Genomic DNA, 19281 nt, shown 5'->3' on the forward strand with positions numbered 1-19281 from the left:
CGTGGGCGGCGGTGACGGGGCCGGCGATGGCGCCGCCGGTGAAGGCGAGGCCGGCAGCGGTCAGGGCGGCGTTGCGGATCAGGTTGGTACGCATGTTGGGGTGCACCTTTCGTTCGGGGGTGCGCGGACACGTGCGGGGGAGCGACGTGCCGCGAAAGGGGAAGTCAGAACGGATCGCTCCGGCGGCGGGGCCTGCTCGGGCGTCCGGGGTGTCTCAACGACCCGACCCGGCCGCGCATTCCGCCAGCCGATCGGGCACCGCGGCGCGAGGGAGCGCCGTGGGTATGCCATGTTCAACGACCTGGGCCCGTCCACGATTCCGCCGGCCGGGTGGCGCCGACCACGGGACGCAACCGGACGTCAGGTGACACCCGGCGGTCAATCAGACACCGCGAACCCGACAAATGTGTCGAGCCGTGCGGGGTGGCGCCGTCGGAGCTTTGGGGCGAGCATGATGCGGCGAGCGCCCTGTCGAGCTGATGTCGTAAACGACTCACCAGCCCTGCCGGCGGGGGCCGGGCCCGCCGGCGCCTCCCGGGTCCGCCGCACCGGTCGGCCCGAGCGGCCCAGCGGCCGCCTCCTGGGTCCGCCGCACCGGTCGGCCCGAGCGGCCGGGGCGTCCGGTTCCGGCCGGTACGAGCGGACCGTCGGGCGGCCGGGGCGTCCGGTTCCGGCCGGTACGAGCGGACCGTCGGGCGGCCGGGGCGTCCGGTTCTGGTCGATACGAGTAGGCCGTCGGCGGCCGGGCGTCCGCTTCTTGGCCGGCACGAGCCGACCAGCGGCGCACCCGTGCGGCTGAGGGCTTCGCAAGGTCCGTGGCATGCCGCTCCGTCCCGCCTGCCGGGCCCCTCCCGCTGGCCGCGCTCGGTGGGCAGCGGGATGTCGCGGTGCAGGTGCGTGGCCTGGAGCCCGACTCGGGGCGGACGACGGGGCATCCCTGAATCGTTTACGACATCAGCCCGACAGGGCGCGACGAGGGTGCGGACGTCAGGCGGGCGGGGCGGGCGCGGAGGCCTCCTCGAAGCCGGGCTGGTGGGAGATCGCTGCGAGGACCGGTGGATCCGGCTGGGTGGGGATCGCGGCTGCCGGCGTGGCGGGAGCTGAGGGCTCCGTGGGGATCGCCGCCTCCGGGGTGGCGGAAGCCGGTGGCTCCGTGGGCCACGGGACCTCCGGCGAGCGGTGGAAGGCGATGCCGGCGGTGGCCCAGCGTGGGCCGTGCCCGGCCAGCCGGTCGCGGAACCCGGCCCAGTCGTGTGCCGTACGGGGCGACCAGCCCAGCTCGGCGATCGCGGACAGGCGGGGGAAGAGCATGAACTCGACCTCGGTCAGGGAGGTGACCGACTCGGTCCACAGCGGCGCCTCCACGCCGAGCACCGCGTCGGCCGGGACGTCGGCCACGTGGGTGGCGGGATCCCAGTCGTACGCCCGGCGGACGTCGATCAGGCCCGCCCAGTCGTGCCCGATGGGGGTGTCGGGGGTGTACTTCATGTCGAGGTAGGCGTGGTTGCCGGGGGAGAGGATCAGCCGCGCGCCCCGGCGGACGGCGTCCGCGGTGACCGGGTCCTCGCCCGTCGTCCCCCACCACTGGAGCACCCGCCCCTCGGCGTGCCCGGCGGGCGCGATCTGGTGCCAACCGACCACCGTCTTGCCGGTGCCGGCGACGATCCGCTGGGCGCGCTCGACGAAGGCGGCGTACGCGTCGGGGAGCACCTTGAACGCCTCGTCGCCCCCGATGTGCAGCCAGGGCCCGGGCGTGAGCGCGGCGATCTCGCCGAGCACGTCGGCGACGAACTCGTACGTCCGCTCGCTGGCCGGGTCGACGTAGCTGAAGCCGACCTCGGTGCCGGTGTACGGCCGCGGCGCGATGCGGTCCGGCGCGAGTTCCCCGTACGCGGTCAGCGCCGCGTGGGTGTGCCCCGGCAGGTCGATCTCCGGCACCACGGTGATGTGCCGCCGCGCCGCGTAGGCCACGATCCGCCGGTAGTCGTCGCGCGTGTAGTGCCCGCCGGGGCCGTCGCCCACCTCGCCCGCCCCGCCGACCGTGGCCAGCCGGGGCCAGGAATCGACCGCGATCCGCCAGCCCTGGTCGTCGGTGAGGTGCAGGTGCAGGTGGTTGAGCTTGTAGCGGGCCAGGTGGTCGATCACCCGCAGCACGTCGGGCACGCCGAAGAAGTGCCGGGCCACGTCGAGCATCGCCCCCCGGTAGGCGAACCGGGGGCGGTCGGTGATCGAGCCGCCGGGCAGCGCCCAGCGCTCGGCGACCGGCGACGGGCTCTCGATCGCCGCCGGCAGGAGCTGCCGCAGCGTCTGCACGCCGAAGAAGAGACCGGCGGGCGTGGCCGCCTGGATGCGCACCCCGTCGGGTGTCACGTCGAGCCGGTAGCCCTCCGCGCCGAGGTCGCCGGAGTCGACCAGCGCCAGCGCGATGCCGCCGGCGGGCTCGGGCCGGGTGGCGTCGGCGACCGGCAGCGGGTAGCCGGTGGCGGGCCGGAGCAGGGCGGCGAGCTGCTCGCCGACGGCTCGGACGGCGTCGCCGGCGCTCACCCGGATCACCGCCTCGGCGGTGAGGACGAAGTCGGCGGTCGGGTCCGGCGCGACCAGTTCCGGGGCGGGTACCACGTCGCCGAGCCGGATCGGGGCCGGCGGGGCGAGCAGGCTGTCGGCCGTCCGGGCCGCCGCGCGGGCCAGCTCGGCGGCGACGGGCGCGTGGACCGGCAGGTCGGCCTGCCCGGCCGCCCGGTCGTCCGGCCCGGTGGCGGACGGATCGAGGGGCTCCGGGACGGCGGTGGGAACGGTTGGCACGGCGACGACTCCGAGGGGGTGTATTTGCGGCTGTTATGGCAAAGGTGAGGTTCACCGAAACACGTGACGTCAAGAGTACGAGAGAGGGCCGGAATTGCGTGATCGTGCGCGTGGAAGCGTTCCCAACAACCGGTACGAACGCGGATAGTCGTGATAGCTGTGCCTATTGTCACCGAACGGTCCCAGGCCACGCGATGTTCGCTTAGCCTTCGCCCACCAGCCGGCACGGCATCGGGATTACCGGTGGTCCGTCCCGGGGTATGGGAGCAACTGAACCTTCGTTAAGTGTCGGAACGGCGCGCGTGGGAGGCTTCTGGTGGCAGCACAAGAGACGGTGGAACACAAGTACGTCTACGACTTCGCCGAGGGCAACAAGGACCTGAAGGACCTGCTCGGCGGCAAGGGGGCCAACCTGGCCGAGATGACCAACCTCGGCCTGCCGGTCCCCCCGGGCTTCACCATCACCACCGAGGCCTGCAAGGCGTACCTGGCCACCGGCGAGGAGCCCGACGGGCTCGCCGACCAGATCGCCGCCCACCTCGCCTCGCTCGAGCGGGCGATGGGCAGGCGCCTCGGCGACCCGCAGGACCCGCTGCTCGTCTCCGTCCGGTCCGGGGCCAAGTTCTCCATGCCCGGCATGATGGAGACCGTCCTCAACGTCGGCCTCAACGACCGCAGCGTGGTCGGCCTGAGCGCACAGGCGGGCGGCAACGACAGGTTCGCCTGGGACTCGTACCGCCGGCTGATCCAGATGTTCGGCAAGACCGTCTGCGAGGTGCCGGGCGAGGAGTTCGAGCACGCGCTCGACGAGGCCAAACGCGCCAAGGGCACCGCCAACGACCTCGACCTCGACGCGGACGACCTGCGCGGGCTGGTCGACTCGTACAAGAAGATCTTCCTCAAGCACACCGGCCGGGAGTTCCCGCAGGAGCCGCGGGAGCAGCTCGACCTGGCCATCCGCGCGGTCTTCGAGTCGTGGAACGCCGAGCGCGCGGTGCTCTACCGGCGCCAGGAGCGGATCCCGGCCGACCTCGGCACCGCGGTCAACGTGGTGTCGATGGTCTTCGGCAACCTGGGCCCGGACTCCGGCACCGGCGTCGCGTTCACCCGCGACCCCGCCAGCGGCGCGCAGGGCATCTACGGCGACTACCTGGCCAACGCCCAGGGCGAGGACGTCGTCGCCGGCATCCGCAACACCGTGCCGTTGCAGGAGTTGGAGCGGCTGGACAAGAAGTCGTACGACGAGCTGCTCACGTACATGGCCCGGCTGGAGGGCCACTACAAGGACCTCTGCGACATCGAGTTCACCATCGAGCGCGGCAAGCTCTGGATGCTCCAGACGCGGGTCGGCAAGCGCACCGCCGCGGCGGCGTTCGTCATCGCCGGCCAGCTCGTCGACGAGGGCCTGATCGACCTCGACGAGGCGCTGCACCGGGTCAACGGCGCGCAGCTCGCCCAGCTGATGTTCCCGCGCTTCCAGCTCGACCACGAGTTCCAGCCGGTCGCCAAGGGCATCGGCGCGTCCCCGGGCGCGGCGGTGGGCAGGGTGGTCTTCACCTCCGCCCGCGCGGTCGAGCTGGCCGCCGAGGGAGAGGACGTGATCCTGGTCCGCCGGGAGACCAACCCGGACGACCTGAACGGCATGATCGCCGCCAAGGGCATCCTCACCTCCCGCGGCGGCAAGACCAGCCACGCCGCCGTGGTGGCCCGGGGGATGGGCAAGACCTGCGTCTCCGGCGCGGACGAGCTGGACATCGACATCCCGCAGCGCAGGTTCACGGTCGCCGGGCAGACGGTCACCGAGGGCGACATCGTCAGCATCGACGGCACCACCGGCAAGGTCTACCTCGGCGAGGTGCCGGTCATGCCCTCCGAGATGGTGCAGTACTTCGAGGGCAGCCTCGACCCGGAGCACATCGACAACGCGCTGGTCCGGGCCGTACACCGGATCATGACGCACGCCGACGGCAAGCGGCGGCTGGCCGTGCGGACGAACGCCGACACCGGCGCGGACGCCGCCCGGGCCCGCCGCTTCGGCGCGGAGGGCATCGGGCTCTGCCGCACCGAGCACATGTTCCTCGGCGACCGGCGCGAGCTGGTCGAAAAGCTGATCCTGGCCCGCGACGACGCCGAGCGGCAGGCCGCGCTGGCCGCGCTGCTGCCGTTGCAGCGGGCCGACTTCATGGAGATCTTCCGGGAGATGGACGGGCTGCCGGTCACCGTCCGGCTGATCGACCCGCCGCTGCACGAGTTCCTGCCCCCGCTGGAGCAGCTCGCGGTCAACGTGGCGGTCGCGCAGGAGCGCGGCGAGGACGTGGCCCAGGAGGAGGCGCTGCTCGCCGCCGTCCGCCGGATGCACGAGCAGAACCCGATGCTGGGCCTGCGCGGCGTACGCCTCGGCCTGGTCATCCCCGGCCTGTTCGCGATGCAGGTCCGGGCGATCGTCGAAGCCGCGGTCGAGTGCGCCAGGGACGGCCTCACGCCGCGTCCGGAGATCATGGTGCCGCTGGTCGGGGCGGTGCAGGAGCTGGAGACGGTCCGCGCCGAGGCGGAGCGGATCATCGCCGAGGTGACCCGGGAGCAGCCGGTCGAGGTGCTGATCGGCACGATGATCGAGGTGCCCCGGGCGGCGCTGACCGCCGGCCAGATCGCCGAGGCGGCACAGTTCTTCTCCTTCGGCACCAACGACCTGACGCAGATGGGCTGGGGCTTCTCCCGCGACGACGTCGAGGGCGCGTTCTTCTGGCGCTACCTGGAGCTGGGCATCTTCGGCATCTCCCCGTTCGAGTCGATCGACCGGGACGGCGTGGGCCGGCTGGTCCGGATCGCCGCGGAGGAGGGCCGGGCGGCCCGGCCGGAGCTGAAGCTCGGCGTCTGCGGCGAGCACGGCGGCGACCCGGACTCGGTGCACTTCTTCCACGAGGTGGGCCTGGACTACGTGTCCTGCTCGCCCTTCCGGGTGCCCGTCGCCCGGCTGGAGGCCGGCCGCGCCGTGGTGGAGACGGACGGCTCCGACAGTCGCTGACGCAACGGAGGCTCGGCAGGGCGGCGGCGGACCCGGGGACCGGGTCCGCCGCCGCCGTCGTGCGACGACCCGTGCCGGCGCGACCGCGTCGTCTCCTGCCGGCGACGCTCAGAGCGGCGGGCGGCGCCAGGTGTGGTGGGTGGCGCGCCGGGGCAGGGCGCTTCCCGGCGGGCGGGCCGCGAGCGGGGCGTGCGACTCGGACGCCGGCGTCACCTCGACCGGCCGGCGGGTGTCCAGCACCGAGCCGGCGCGCCGGGCCACCGCCCGGGCGTCGGCGTGCAGCGCCTCCAGGTCGGCGGCGTCGTCGGCGACCAACGTCAGCAGGGCGTTGCGCCCGGCCGGATAGGTCACCACGGCCCCGGCCGTGGTGCGGAGCACCGACTCACGGAACTCACCGTGCCGCACGGTGTCGGCCACCCGGTGGCCGAGGCCGAAGCTCGCCGCCGCGAGCGCCGCCAGGTGGGTGGCGTCCGTCTCCGGCAGGTCGCTGGAGATCAGCAGGCCGTCGGTGCCGGCCAGCACCGTGCCCGCCACCTCGGGGCGGCGTCGGCGCAGCCCCCGCAACTCCGTTCCCATCATCGTGTCCGCGTCCACGGGTGTCTCTCCCACCGTCGAGCCCTCGGTATGGTCACGTTCCGCGCCGGGAACGCTACCGGCGGCCATGCCGGACCGCGATCCCGTAACCCTCGGCGATCGGCCGACAACTCTCGCCTGAACGGAGGTTGCGGGCCCGTCCGACGCGCGCCGGCGACGAGCCGTCCGGGCCACCCGGGCGTAACCTGATCGGCATGAGCAGCGCCTGGGAGAGCCTGACCGTCGACGCCCGGGACCCGGCCCGGCTCGCCCGCTGGTGGGCCGAGGCGCTCGGCTACCAGGTGGTCGCCGAGAAGCCGGACGAGGTGGAGATCCGCCGGTCCCCCGACCGGCTGCCCGGCATCGTCTTCGTGCCGGCGGCCGACGACAAGGAGACCAGGAACCGGCTGCACATCGACCTGCGCCCCGACGACCAGGAGGCCGAGGTCGAGCGGTTGGTCGACATGGGCGCCCGGCACGTCGACATCGGGCAGGGCGATGTCGGGTGGACCGTGCTCGCCGACCCGGAGGGCAACGAGTTCTGCGTGCTGCGGCAGCGTGGGAACTGAGCGTGCCGGGCCGGACGACCCGGACGCCGCCCGCCGGGTCGGCGAGCCGCCGAAGGACACCGGGTACGGGCGGTCGGCGTACGAGCGGGACCGGGCCCGGGTGCTGCACTCGGCGGCGTTCCGGCGGCTCGCCGCGAAGACCCAGGTACACACGGCCGGCACGGACGACTTCCTGCGGACCCGGCTGACCCACTCGCTGGAGGTCGCGCAGATCGCCCGGGAGATGGGCGCCCGGCTGGGCTGCGACCCGGACGTGGTGGACACCGCCGGGCTCGCCCACGACCTGGGGCACCCGCCGTTCGGGCACAACGGCGAGGACGCGCTGGACGAGCTGGCCGCCGGCTGCGGCGGCTTCGAGGGCAACGCCCAGACGCTGCGGGTGCTGACCCGGCTGGAGGCCAAGGTGATCGCCCCGGACGGCACGTCCGCCGGCCTCAACCTCACCCGCGCCTCGCTCGACGCGGTCGCGAAGTACCCGTGGCCGCGCCGCCCGGACCAGCGCAAGTTCGGGGTGTACGCCGACGACCTGCCGGTGTTCGCCTGGCTGCGCGCCGGCGGGCCGGGCGACGACCGGCGCTGCCTGGAGGCACAGGTGATGGACTGGGCCGACGACGTCGCGTACTCGGTGCACGACGTCGAGGACGGCATCCACGGCGGGTACGTCACGCTGCGCCCGCTGTTGGACGATCCCGACGAGCGGGGCGCGCTCTGCGCCGACGTCGCGGCCACCTATTCCGGCGAGTCCCCGGCCGACCTCGACGAGGTGCTGCGGGAACTGCTCGACGACCCGGAACTCGCCCCGCTGGCCGGCTACGACGGCAGCCACCGCGCGCAGGCCGCCCTGAAGGCGACCGCCAGCGTGCTGACCGGCCGGTTCGTCTCGACCGTGGTGGCGGCCACCCAGCAGCGGTACGGCCCCGGCCCGCACCGCCGGTACGCCGCCGACCTCGTGGTGCCGCGGCGGACCCGGGCGCGGTGCGCGCTGCTCAAGGGCATCGCGCTGCGGTACGTCATGCGCCGGCCCGGCGCGGAGGCCCGCTACCGACGGCAGCGGGAGGTGCTGGCCGACCTGGTGCACGCCCTGGCCGACCGGGCACCGGACGGGCTGGACCCGGTCTTCGCCCCGCTCTGGCGGGCCGCGCCGGACGACGCCGCCCGGCTCCGGGTCGTGATCGACCAGGTCGCGTCGCTGACCGACCCGGCGGCCGTGGCCTGGCACGAGCGGCTGGTGCGCCGGCCGCACCGGGCCGGCCCAGGGGGTGCGAATGGGTGACCCGAACAAACTTAGGTTAGCCTAACCAGCATGACGGAGCGCCCGAAGAAGGTCACGTCCGCCCGGGTACTGCGCACCGGGCGGCCCACCCCGCACCTGGTCCGGCTCGTGCTCGGCGGCGAGGAGCTGACCGGCCTGCCGGTGGGCGAGTTCACCGACCACTACATCAAGATCGTCTTTCCGGTGCCGGGCGTCGACTACCCGGACCCGATGGACCTCGCCGCGATCCGTCGTGACCTGCCCTGCGAGCAGTGGCCCCGGCTGCGGGCGTACACGGTGCGGGCCTGGAACCCGCTGGCCGGGGAGCTGACCGTCGACGTCGTGCACCACGGCGACGAGGGGCTCGCCGGGCCGTGGGCGGCCGCGCTGCGCCCCGGCGACCCCGTGCGCTTCGTCGGCCCGGGCGGCGCGTACGCCCCGAGCCCGGACGCCGACTGGCACCTGCTGGTCGGCGACGAGAGCGCCCTGCCGGCGATCGCCGCCGCCCTGGAGCGGCTGCCGGCCGGCGCCCCGGCCGTCGCGTTCGTCGAGGTCGCCGACCCGGCGGAGGAACAGCGGCTGGCCAGCCCGGGCGCGGTGCGCCTGACCTGGCTGCACCGGGGCGGCCGTCCGGTCGGGGAGGCCCTGGTCGCGGCGGTCCGCGACCTGGAGTTCCCGCCCGGCGACGTGCACGCCTTCGTGCACGGCGAGGCGACCTTCGTCAAGGAGCTGCGCCACCTGCTCCGCGTCGAGCGCGGGGTCCCCCGCGACCGGCTCTCCATCTCGGGTTACTGGCGCCGGGGCATGGACGACGAGGGCTGGCGCGCCACCAAGCCGGAGTGGAACCGCCAGGTCGAGGCCGAGGAGTCCGCCGCCGTCCCCGCCTGACCCGCACCCCGGCCCTCCCGGAGCCCGGGGCCGGCGTTCCCCGATAACCGCCGTGCGTCGCCCCCGTGCCCAGCAGGATGGGCGGGGGGTGAGCATGAGCGAGCGGGTACGCGGCCGGACGCCGGCCGTCGGCCGGGTCGACCGGGTGGTGCTGGCGCTCAGCGTCGGCGGCGTCCTGGCCGTGGTGGCGTGGGGCGTGCTGGCCCGGGGTTCCCTGGCCGGCTTCGGCGAGTCCGGCCTGGCCTGGGTGATCGACACCTTCGGGTGGTTCTTCGTCGTGGCCGCCGACGCCTTCCTGGTGCTCTCGGTGGTCATCGCCGCGACGAAGTTCGGCCGGATCCGGCTCGGCGCCGACGACGACGAACCGGAGTTCAGCACGCTGGCCTGGGTGTCGATGATGTTCAGCACCGGCATGGGGATCGGCCTGGTCTTCTACGCCGTCGCCGAGCCGGTCGAGCACTACGCCGCCCCGCCGCCGGCCACCGGCGTCGCGCCGAACACCGGGGCGGCCGCGTCGGCGGCGATGCAGTACACGCTCTTCCACTGGACGCTGCACCCGTGGGCGATCTACGCGGTGGTGGCGCTCGCGCTGGCGTACTCGACGTTCCGCAAGGGGCGGGAGAACCGGATCTCGGCGGCGTTCCAACCGCTGCTCGGCGCGCGGGTGGACGGCCCGGTCGGCCGGGCGATCGACCTGCTGGCCGTCTTCGCCACCGTCTTCGGCTCGGCCACCAGCCTCGGCCTCGGCGCCCTCCAGGTCGCCGCCGGGCTGGACCTGCTCACCCCCGTACCGGACACCGTCGCGGTCGAACTGGTGGTGATCGGCGCGCTCACCCTGGCCTTCGTCGTCTCCGCGTTCTCCGGCCTGCACCGGGGCATCAAGTGGCTCTCCACGACCAACGTGCTGCTCGCCGTCGCGCTGATGCTCTTCGTGTTCGTGGCCGGTCCGACGATCTACACGCTGGAGGTGCTGCCCGCGTCGGTCGGCGACTACCTGAGCAACCTGGTCACCATGTCCACCCGTACCGGCGCCTTCTCCGACCCGGACTGGCTGGGCTCCTGGACGATCTTCTACTGGGCGTGGTGGATCTCCTGGGCCCCGTTCGTCGGCATCTTCATCGCCCGCATCTCCCGGGGCCGCACGGTCCGGCAGTTCGTCGCCGGGGTGCTGCTGGTGCCCAGCGGGGCCAGCGTGGTCTGGTTCGCGGTGCTGGGCGGCAGCGCCCTGCGGGTGCAGGCCACCGGCGCCCGGGACCTGGTCGCCGACGTCGGCGCGGGCACCGAACGGGCGCTCTTCGGCCTGCTGGCGGCGCTGCCCCTGGCGGGCCTGACCACCCTGCTGGCGATGGTGCTGGTCGCGCTCTTCTTCGTCACCGGCGCCGACTCCGCCGCCCTGGTGCTCGGCTCGCTCACCTCCCGGGGGGCGCTGCGCCCGCACCGCGCGCTGGTGGTGGTCTGGGGGGTGCTGATCGGCGCGGTGGCCGCGGTGCTGCTGCTGGTCGGCGGGCTGGACGCGCTGCAACAGGCGACGATCCTGGTCGCCCTGCCGTTCGTGGTGGTCATGCTCGGCCTGGCCGTCGCCCTGGTCCGGGAGATGGCCCGGGACCCGGCGGTCAACCCGCCGCCCCGGGTGCGCCGCTCCGGTCTGGCGGCCGCGATCCGCGCCGCCCGGTCGTACGACGAGGAGGACCCGCCGGCGGTGCGGCGCTACCTGCGGCGCCGCCCCCGGTGACCCGCGCGCCGGAGACCGTCGCCGCGCACGTCGGCGTCGAGCACCCACCGCACCCGGCTCACCGGTCGGCGGTGGTCTCCCCGTCGTGCACGACCTCCCGCTCCCAACGCTGCCGGGGCTGGGTGTGCAGGCGCCAGTAGTGCTCCGCGATGTCGTCCGGGTCGAACGCCGTGTCCGGGGCGACGGCACCGTCGACGGTGACCGTGGCCACGTGGACCCCGGACGGTCCGTACTCCTGGTCGAGCAGCGCCACGAGCGTCCGCACGCCGGCCTTGCCGAGCGAGAGGGACACGTACTGCGGCTTCGGCTCGGGCATCCCGCCGGTGACGATGAACGAGCCGCCGCCGCGCCGGGCCATGCCGGGCAGGACGTGTGCGGCCGTGGTGAGCGCCCCCACCACGTTGACCGCCCAGGCGGCCTGGTGGGCGCTGACGGACAGCTCGCCGAGCGAGTCCGCCTGGATGATCGCGGCGTTGTACACCACGACGTCCGGCGGGCCCAGTTCGTCGGCCGCCGCGTCCAGAGCCGCCCGGAGCGCCGTCTCGTCCGCGCTGTCGGCGGTCAACGGCACGGCCCGTACGCCGAGCGCGGCGACGGCCTCGGCCGTGGCCCGCACCGTCGCCCCGTTCCGGGCGACGACCGCGACCGGTAGGCCCTCGCGGGCGAACCGCAGCGCGACCGCCCGTCCGATGCCCGGTCCCGCCCCGATGATCAATGCGCCTGACATCCTCTGCTCCTTCGTCCCGGCGGCCATCGACGGGAGGAAAGCTAAGCTTTCACATCGGTGTGAAGGTCAACGGGGGAATGGGGCAGCTCACATGCGGATCGGGGCGCCGACCCGCGACGAGGGTGGGCGCCCGACCCCGTCGGCGTGCCCGGGCATGGTCGAGCACCTGGAGCGGGAGCGGGCCCGCATCGCGGAGGCGATCGCCCGGCTCGGCACCGAGCGACAGGCGCTCGACACCCTGCTCGCCGCCATGCCGGGGCGGGGCGACCGGCGCGGGACCGCCGGCCGGGAGCAGCCGGCCGGGGCGTAGCTCCGGGAGCGGCGGCGGCCCGACCGGCCGGACGCGTCCGGTCCGCCGGGCCGTCAGGCGGCGTGGCCGCCGGATCCGGCGGAGCGCACGACCTCCCCCGGCGTCGCGCCGCGGGCCGGGCAGGGCAGGATGTACGACGAGGGGGTGGCGGACATGGCTGGGCGGATCCAGGACGAGGACATCGCGCTGGTCCGGGAGCGCACCTCGATCGCGGACGTCATCTCCGAGACGGTGACCCTCAAGTCGGCCGGCGGCGGCAACCTCAAGGGCCTGTGCCCGTTCCACGACGAGAAGAGCCCGTCGTTCAACGTCTCGCCCGCCCGCAACGTCTGGTACTGCTTCGGCTGCGGTGCCGGCGGCGACGCGATCAAGTTCCTGATGGACGCCGAGCACCTGAGCTTCGTCGAGTCGGTCGAGCGGCTCGCCGCCCGGGCCGGCATCCAGCTGCGCTACGTCGAGGGCGACTCCGCCGCGCCCCGGCCCCGCCCGCAGCAGGGGCAGCGGCAGCGCCTCGTCGCCGCGCACGCCGCCGCCGTCGACTTCTACCGCGCGCAGCTCACCACCGCCGGCGCGCGCCCGGCCCGGGAGTTCCTGGCCCGCCGCGGCTTCGACCGGGCCGCCGCCGAGCGCTACGGCTGCGGGTTCGCCCCGGACGCCTGGGACCTGCTCACCAAGCACCTGCGCCAGCAGGGCTTCACCCACGACGAGCTGGTCACCGCCGGGCTGTCCCGGCCGTCGCGCTCCGGCACGCTCATCGACCGGTTCCGCCGCCGGCTGATGTGGCCGATCCGCGACCTCACCGGCGACGTCATCGGCTTCGGCGCGCGGAAGCTCTTCGAGGACGACGACGGCCCGAAGTACCTCAACACCCCCGAGACGCCGATCTACAAGAAGTCGCACGTCCTCTACGGCATCGACCAGGCCAAGCGGGAGATCGCCAAGCAGGGCAAGGTGGTCGTGGTCGAGGGCTACACCGACGTGATGGCGTGCCACCTGGCCGGGGTGCCGACCGCCGTGGCGACCTGCGGCACCGCGTTCGGCGCCGACCACATCGGGGTGCTGCGCCGGCTGCTGCTCGACACCGACGCCGTGGCCGGCGAGATCATCTTCACCTTCGACGGCGACGCCGCCGGCCAGAAGGCCGCGCTGCGCGCCTTCGAGGACGACCAGCGCTTCGTCGGGCGCACCTTCATCGCGGTCAGCCCCGACAACATGGACCCGTGCGACCTGCGCCTGGCCAAGGGCGACATGGCGGTCCGCGACCTGGTCGCCCGCCGCGAGCCGCTGGTCGACTTCGCGCTGCGCCACGTCATCAACCGCTACGACCTCGACACCGTCGACGGCCGGGTGGAGGCGATGCGCCGGGCCGCGCCGCTGGTTGCCAAGATCAAGGACCGGGAGAAGCGCCCGGAGTACGTCCGCAAGCTCGCCGGCGACCTCGGCATGGAGATCGAGCCGGTGCAGCGGGCCGTGCTGGCCGCCGCCTCCGCCCCGACCGGCCGGGACGCCCCGCCGCCGTCCCGGCCCGCACCGGCCGAGCCGGTCGTCGACAACCCGCAGTCGATGGTCGAGCGGGAGGCGCTGAAGCTCGCCCTCCAGGAGCCGGTGCTGGCCGGGCCGATGTTCGACGCCGTCGAGGCGTCCGAGTACCGCCACCCCGTGCACGTGGCGGTGCGGGCGGCCGTCGCGGCGGTCGGCGGGGCCGCCACGGCGACCGGCGGCGCGGTCTGGATCGAGTCGGTCCGCGACGCCTGCGAGGACCTCGCCGCCCGGGCGCTCGTCGGCGAACTGGCCGTGGAGCCGTTGCGCATCGACGGCGAGCCCGACCCGCGCTACGTGTCGGTCACCATGGCCCGGTTGCAGTGGGGCTCGGTGACCGGCCGGATCAGGGACCTGAAGTCCCGGATCCAGCGGATCAACCCGGTCAACAACAAGGACGAGTACTTCGCCGCCTTCGGTGAGCTGCTCTCGCTGGAGCAGCACGCCCGGGCGTTGCGCGAGCAGGCCGCGGGAGGGCTGTAGATGGGACTGTTCCGCCGCAGGCCGAAGCTGCCGCCGGCCGACCGGCCGCCGCTGGCCCCCGACGAGCGGGTGCTCGCCTGGGCCGCGGCCGGCAACGGCGAGGGCGACGGCGTGGTGGTGGCCAGCAATCTCGGGCTCTGGCTGCCCGGCCGGGCGCACCGGCTGGGCTGGCACGACATCCTCAAAGCGGTGTGGTCCGGTCGGGAGCTCACCGTCACGCCGGCGGAGCGGGTCGCCGAGCGCGACGGCTACCTGGTGGTGGCGGACTGCCCGGCCGAGACCTACCTGCTGCTCGACCCGGGGGAGCTGCCGCACCAGGTCCGGGAGCGGGTCACCCGCTCGGTGGCGTACACGCGGCACCAGCCGGTGCCCGGCGGCGCGGGCCGGATCGCCGCCCGGCGGGTGCCCGGCGTGGACGGCCTGACCTGGACGGTGCGCCTCGATCCCGGCACCCCGGCGGACGACCCCGACATGCTCGCCGAGGTCGACCGCCTGGTCGCCGCCGCCCGCGCCGCCAACGCCCCGGCGGACGCCTGACCGGCGCCGCTCACCCGCTGCGGTAGAACCGGGCCGCGCCGGGGTGCAGCGGGATCGGGTCGGTGCCGGCGGCGCTCTGCCGGGTGAAGTTGCCGCCCTCCGGGTGCACGCTGACCAGGTCGGCCTGGTAGGTGAAGAGCAGCCGGGTCAGGTCGTACGCCAACTGGTCGGGCATGTCGGCCCCGACCAGGATCACGTTCGCCACCGTGACGGTCGGCGTGGTGCTCGTCGTGCCGTACGCCTCCCTCGGCAGCTCCGCGGTGGTGTAGACCGGCCCGTGCCGGGCGGCGAGCGGCTCGATCAGGTCGGCGATCGGCAGCAGCGCGAACCTTCCCGGGGCGCCGGAGAGCAGGTCGGCGATGCCCGGCGTGGGCAGGCCGCCGGCGAAGAACATCGCGTCGAGTGTGCCGGCCCGCATCCGCTTGACCGTCTCCGGCAGGGACAGCGTGGCCCGGCGGACGTCCCGGTCCGGGTCGAGGCCGGCCGCGGTCAGCAGGCGCCCGGCGAGGATGTCCGTGCCGGACTTCGGCGAGCCGGTGGAGACCCGCTTGCCGCGCAGCCCCGCCAGCGTGGTGATCCGCGCGTCGGCGCGGACGATCACGTGCGTGTAGTTGCTGTAGACCCGGGCCAGCGCCCGGACCGGCTGGGGCTGGCCGGCGAAGGCCCCGCGCCCCAGCACGGCGTCCGCGGCGGTGTCCGCGAGGCTGAACGCGATCTCCATGTCGCCGCTGGCCAGCCGGTTGATGTTCTCCACCGACGCCCCGGTCGGCTCGGCCCGGGCCTCGTAGCCGGGCAGGTGGCGGCTGATCACGTCCGCGTAGCCGCCGCCCAGCTGGTAGTAGACGCCGGTGGTGTTGCCGGTGGCGAGGAAGATCCGGCCGTCGTGCCAGGGCCGCGGACCGGCCTCGGCCGTACCGCAGCCGGTGGCGAGCAGGGCCACCAGCAGGGCGGCCAGCAGGCGTCGGGGCCGTCCGGTCACGCCCGGACCGCCGGTTCCAGCGCCTCCGCCACCCGCTGGACCAGCATGGCGGTCTCGTAGCCGATCTGGCCGAGGTCGCAGCCGGGCGCGGCCAGCACCCCGACGAGCGCGCGTTCGCCGACCGCCATCACCAGCATCACCCCGCCGTCCATGTCGACGATCTGCTGCCGTACCCGGCCGGCGGACATCAGCCGCGCGGCGCCGACGGTCAGGCTGGCCAGGCCGCTGATCACGGCGGCGAGCTGGTCCACCTGGTCGGGCGCGAGGTCGGGGGAGGCCGCCAGCCGGAGCCCGTCGCCGGACACGGCGAGGGCGTGCGACACGTCCGGCACCTGCTCGGCGAAGTTGGCCAGCAGCCAGTCGAGGCCGGTGCGCGCGGAAGGGGTCATGGGGTTCTCCTGGGGGGTGTCGTCTGCTGGGTACGTCGCGTCGCCGCGGCGACGCCCTGGGCGAGCGCGGACAGCCGGGACCGCACCAGCTCGGGGTCGAGCAGGTCGTCCTTCGGGCGCGGCGCGGGGGCGTCGTGCAGCGGGGCCGGGAGTTGGCCGCCCCGGGTGCGGCGCGGCAGCCCGGCCTCGGTGGTGGCGGCCGGCGCCGGACCCGGCGGGGGCGCCGCGGGCACGGAAACCGGCGCAGGTGGCGCGGGGGCGGCGAACGGCGGGGGTGGCGCGGGGGCGGCGAACGGCGGGGGTGGCGTGCGCGCGGGGTCGGCCGGCCGCCTCCCGAGCACCGGGAGCGCGACGGTCGGCGCGCGGTGGATGCTGGCCATGTCGGGCAGCGCCGCCGGGTCGGCCGACTCGGCCGGCCGGGCGCCGGCCAGCGCGGGCGGCGTCGCGGCCGGGGCGGACCGCGGCCGGAACCAGGGGGCTTCGGCGGCGGCGGGTGCCGGCGTGCCCCGGTCCGGGGAGGTACGCGGGGCGACGGCCTCGACCCGGGTCAGCGCCGACTCCGGGATGTCCACCTGGGCGACGGTGCCCGCGCCGGTGTTGCGCAGGTGCACCCGCACGCCGTGCCGGGCCGCCAGGTGGGCCACCACGTGCAGGCCCATGCTGCCGGCCGCCGCGCTGGAGAGCATCGCGGGCACGCGCAGCCGCTCGTTGATCGCGGCGAGCCGGCTGTCGCTGATGCCGATGCCCTGGTCGTGTACGCGCAGCGTGAGCCCGTCGACGGTACGCCGGCCGTCGACGTGCACCGGCGTGTCCGGCGGCGAGTAGACGGTGGCGTTCTCCAGCAGTTCGGCGAGCAGGTGGACCAGGTTGCCGACGGCGTCGCCGTGCACCGCGGCGGTGGGCACGTCGACCTCCACCCGGGGATACTCCTCGATCTCCGAGGCGGCCGCCCGGACCACGTCGGCGAGCAGGTGCGCGCCCTCGTGCGTGCGGCCGGGCTCGCCGCCGGCGAGGACCAGCAGGTTCTCCCCGTTGCGCCGCATGCGGGCGGCGAGATGGTCCAGCGCGAAGAGCCGGGCCAGGGCGTCCGGGTCGGTCTCCTCGCGTTCGAACTCGTCGAGCAGGCGCAGCTGCCGGGTGATCAGGGTGCGGATCCGCCGCGCCAGCGCCTCGACCATCCGGGTCACGTCCATCCGCAGCTCGGCCTGCTCGCCGGCCAGCCGCAGCGCGGCCCGGTTCACCGTGTCGAATGCCTGGGCGACCTGGGCCACCTCGTCCCGGCCCTGCCGGATGCCGGCGGTCAGCCGGGTGGCCGCGCCCTCGGTCTGCGTACCGTCGCCGGCGGCGATCGCGGTGATCCGCTCCGGCAGCTCGCGGTGTGCCATGGTCAGGGCCGCGACCCGCAGCCGGCGCAGCCGGCGGCTGGTGCGTACGGCGAGCAGCGTGGCGGCGGTCAGCGAGGCCAGCGCGACGGCCGTCGTCGCGCCGCCGGTGACCAGGGCCCGCCGTCGGGCGTCCCGGGCCAGGGCGGTGGCCCTGCGGTCGAGTTCCTCGGAGAGCTCGCGGCCGAGCAGGTTGTACCGGCGGATGGCCCCGCTCTGGGCCACGTACCAGGCGTCGCCGTCGGTCCTCAGCCCGCCCGGTTCCGTCTCCGCGTTGAGCGCGCTGTCGCGCATCCGCCGCGCCGCGGTGACGTCGGCGCCCGCCACCAGCCGGGTGTACGCCTCCGTCGACCTCCCGCCGGCGATCCGGGAGAACTCGGCCTGGCGCTGCTCCTGCGCGCCGCGCAGCTCACCGAGCCGGACCAGGTCCCCGTCGACCAGCGCGCCCCGCACGAAGACGGTGCGGAGCAGGTCGCGTTCCAGGGCGGCGAGGTGTTCCTGGGCGGCCACCGCCGCCACCTCCCGCGCCCCGTTGGCCAGGTCCCGGTCGCGGACCTGGGCCGGCAGCGCGTCGGCGACGGCGAGCAGCGACTCGACCAGGGCCAGGTAGGTGGGGTCGGCGGTGGTGGCGCCGAGCGCGGTCTGGCGGGCCGGGGCGAGCTGGCCGAGCTGCGCGTCGGCGCCGTCGAGCACCCGGCCGAGGTCGGGGGCGGCCCGGCGGGCGTCCCGGCTCGCGCTGCGGTAGCGCTCGACGGAGGTGTCGACCCGTCGACGCTGCGCGTCGACGAGGGGACGGCCCGTCGAGCCGCCCCGCTGGCGCAGCGCCGCCGTCTCACCGAGTTCCCGCTCCAGCTCGTGCACCAGGCGCACGGTCGCCGTCGCGGTGCCGGCCAGCACCCGGGCGCGGTCCGCGTCGGCGGAGGCGTCCAGCGCGGTCGCGGTCTGGGTGGCCCCCAGCACCACCAGACCGACCGTGGCCACCAGGATCGGCGCGAGCAGCTGGGTGCGTACCGACCAGAGCCGGTCGGCGCGGTCGGTGGATCGGTGGTGCCGGCGTACCTGGGCGGGGTCGGGGAGCGACACTCGGGCCTTCCGGGGGTGGGTCGGGAGTGGTGGGGGGGGGGGGGGGGGGGGGCCCCGCCCCCCCCCCCCCCCCCCCCCCCCCCCCCCCCCCACCGCCGGACCCGCCCGGCCCGACAGGCCAGTTCACCAGCCGGTCGGCCCGCCACCCGTGCGGCATCCCGTGGATCCGTCCGCTACCGTGACACCGCCCGCCCGCACACGATCCGCCGGAGGACCAGTGCCCCTGCTCTACACCATCGGCAAGCTCACCGTGGCGCCCGCGCTCCGGTTGGCCTTCCGTCCGACCGTGGAGGGGTTGGAGTACATCCCGGAGACCGGTGGCGCGATCTTCGCGGGCAACCACCTCTCCGTCGCCGACGAGCTGTTCCTCGGCACCGTCGTGCCCCGGCACCTGGCGTTCTGGGCGAAGTCGGAGTACTTCAAGGGCGCCGGCCCGAAGGGCGCCTTCTCCAGGTTCGTGCTCACCGGCCTGGGCGCCATCCCGGTGGAACGTGCCGGTGGTCGGGCGGCACTGTCCGCGTTCGACGCCGCCATCCCGGTGCTCAAGGCCGGTGACCTGGTCGCCGTCTATCCGGAGGGGACCCGGTCGCCGGACGGCCGGCTCTACCGGGGGCGCACCGGCGCGGCCCGGCTGGCGGTGGCGGCCGGCGTGCCGATCATCCCCGTCGGCATGCTCGGCACCGACAAGGCCCAGCCCATCGGGACCCGGGTGCCCCGCCCCGGCCGCGCCAAGATCACCGTACGGTTCGGCAAGCCGCTGGACTTCACCGGCCGGCCGGACGACCGCACCTCGCTGCGGGCGATGACCGACGAGATCATGGCCGAGATCCAGAAGCTGACCGGCCAGGAGTACGTCCCCCGCTACGCCCCGCCGCGCGCGCACCCGCCGGTCGCCGGCGAGCCCGGCGCCGTCTGAGCTGACCCCGGGGCGGCTCGCGCCGCTTCTCCCCGGTCGGTGTCCTCGTCCGCGTCGCCAGTCCGGCAGCGCGGGCCGGGGAGCCGACGCCGCGG

General features: G+C 75.0%; 15 protein-coding genes. 9 read left to right on the forward strand and 6 right to left on the reverse strand.

All coding sequences use genetic code 11. From position 1 onward, the window contains the following. Positions 1-987: 987 nt before the first annotated feature. A complete protein-coding gene (locus ACGF7U_RS29265) occupies positions 988-2802 on the reverse strand; it encodes a beta-N-acetylhexosaminidase (protein WP_393112142.1) in 1815 nt (604 codons plus the stop codon). A 316-nt stretch (positions 2803-3118) separates the two neighbouring features. On the opposite strand from ACGF7U_RS29265, the gene ppdK reads away from it, so the two are divergent. Next, on the forward strand, positions 3119-5827 hold the full coding sequence (gene ppdK / locus ACGF7U_RS29270) for a pyruvate, phosphate dikinase (RefSeq protein WP_393112144.1): 2709 nt from the start codon (positions 3119-3121) through the stop codon (positions 5825-5827). Positions 5828-5935: 108 nt separating this feature from the next. On the opposite strand, the gene ACGF7U_RS29275 is transcribed toward ppdK, so the two are convergent. Then, complete coding sequence (locus ACGF7U_RS29275; RefSeq protein ID WP_393112146.1) at positions 5936-6436, reverse strand: roadblock/LC7 domain-containing protein; 501 nt, start codon at positions 6434-6436, stop codon at positions 5936-5938. A gap of 179 nt (positions 6437-6615) precedes the next feature. Between ACGF7U_RS29275 and ACGF7U_RS29280 the strand changes: the two genes are divergently transcribed. From ACGF7U_RS29280 to ACGF7U_RS29295, 4 genes are all read left to right on the forward strand, one after another. Beyond that, a complete protein-coding gene (locus ACGF7U_RS29280) occupies positions 6616-6969 on the forward strand; it encodes a VOC family protein (protein ID WP_393112148.1) in 354 nt (117 codons plus the stop codon). Further along, a complete protein-coding gene (locus ACGF7U_RS29285; protein ID WP_393112150.1) occupies positions 6959-8242 on the forward strand; it encodes a deoxyguanosinetriphosphate triphosphohydrolase in 1284 nt (427 codons plus the stop codon). Before ACGF7U_RS29280 ends, ACGF7U_RS29285 begins: the two co-directional genes overlap by 11 nt. Before the next feature lie 30 nt (positions 8243-8272). Then, positions 8273-9109, forward strand: coding sequence for a siderophore-interacting protein (locus ACGF7U_RS29290; protein WP_393112152.1), 837 nt, complete (start codon positions 8273-8275; stop codon positions 9107-9109). A gap of 94 nt (positions 9110-9203) precedes the next feature. Beyond that, positions 9204-10841: a BCCT family transporter gene (locus tag ACGF7U_RS29295; protein WP_393112308.1), complete on the forward strand. Its 1638-nt coding sequence runs from the start codon at positions 9204-9206 to the stop codon at positions 10839-10841. Between the two features lie 58 nt (positions 10842-10899). Here ACGF7U_RS29295 and ACGF7U_RS29300 read toward each other — a convergent pair whose 3' ends face one another. Continuing rightward, entirely contained in the window at positions 10900-11568 is a 669-nt protein-coding gene (locus ACGF7U_RS29300) for an SDR family NAD(P)-dependent oxidoreductase (protein WP_393112154.1), read from the reverse strand. A 91-nt stretch (positions 11569-11659) separates the two neighbouring features. Here ACGF7U_RS29300 and ACGF7U_RS29305 point away from each other — a divergent pair, with 91 nt between their 5' ends. From ACGF7U_RS29305 to ACGF7U_RS29315, 3 genes are all read left to right on the forward strand, one after another. After that, the gene (locus ACGF7U_RS29305) at positions 11660-11878 is read left to right on the forward strand and encodes a hypothetical protein (RefSeq protein WP_393112156.1); all 219 of its coding nucleotides are present in this window, start codon (positions 11660-11662) and stop codon (positions 11876-11878) included. A gap of 129 nt (positions 11879-12007) precedes the next feature. After that, positions 12008-13900: a DNA primase gene (gene dnaG / locus ACGF7U_RS29310; protein WP_393112158.1), complete on the forward strand. Its 1893-nt coding sequence runs from the start codon at positions 12008-12010 to the stop codon at positions 13898-13900. Further along, positions 13901-14437 carry a hypothetical protein gene (locus tag ACGF7U_RS29315; RefSeq protein ID WP_393112160.1) on the forward strand — a complete coding sequence of 179 codons (537 nt, stop codon included), beginning with the start codon at positions 13901-13903 and terminating at the stop codon, positions 14435-14437. A 10-nt stretch (positions 14438-14447) separates the two neighbouring features. Here the strand turns inward: ACGF7U_RS29315 and ACGF7U_RS29320 are convergent, their stop codons facing one another. From ACGF7U_RS29320 to ACGF7U_RS29330, 3 genes are read right to left on the reverse strand one after another with little or no spacing between them, the layout of a single operon-like run. Next, positions 14448-15416, reverse strand: coding sequence for a TAXI family TRAP transporter solute-binding subunit (locus tag ACGF7U_RS29320; protein ID WP_393112162.1), 969 nt, complete (start codon positions 15414-15416; stop codon positions 14448-14450). Then, entirely contained in the window at positions 15413-15805 is a 393-nt protein-coding gene (locus ACGF7U_RS29325; protein ID WP_393112164.1) for a roadblock/LC7 domain-containing protein, read from the reverse strand. The genes ACGF7U_RS29320 and ACGF7U_RS29325 overlap by 4 nt, the downstream gene beginning before the upstream one ends. After that, positions 15802-18270: a nitrate- and nitrite sensing domain-containing protein gene (locus tag ACGF7U_RS29330; protein WP_393112166.1), complete on the reverse strand. Its 2469-nt coding sequence runs from the start codon at positions 18268-18270 to the stop codon at positions 15802-15804. The genes ACGF7U_RS29325 and ACGF7U_RS29330 overlap by 4 nt, the downstream gene beginning before the upstream one ends. A gap of 217 nt (positions 18271-18487) precedes the next feature. On the opposite strand from ACGF7U_RS29330, the gene ACGF7U_RS29335 reads away from it, so the two are divergent. Next, positions 18488-19186 (forward strand): lysophospholipid acyltransferase family protein, encoded by a 699-nt coding sequence (locus ACGF7U_RS29335; RefSeq protein ID WP_393112168.1) that lies wholly within the window; start codon positions 18488-18490, stop codon positions 19184-19186. The last annotated feature ends 95 nt before the right edge of the window (positions 19187-19281 follow it).

The sequence above is a fragment of the Micromonospora sp. NPDC047670 genome, assembly GCF_043204915.1.
Classification (GTDB): domain Bacteria; phylum Actinomycetota; class Actinomycetes; order Mycobacteriales; family Micromonosporaceae; genus Micromonospora.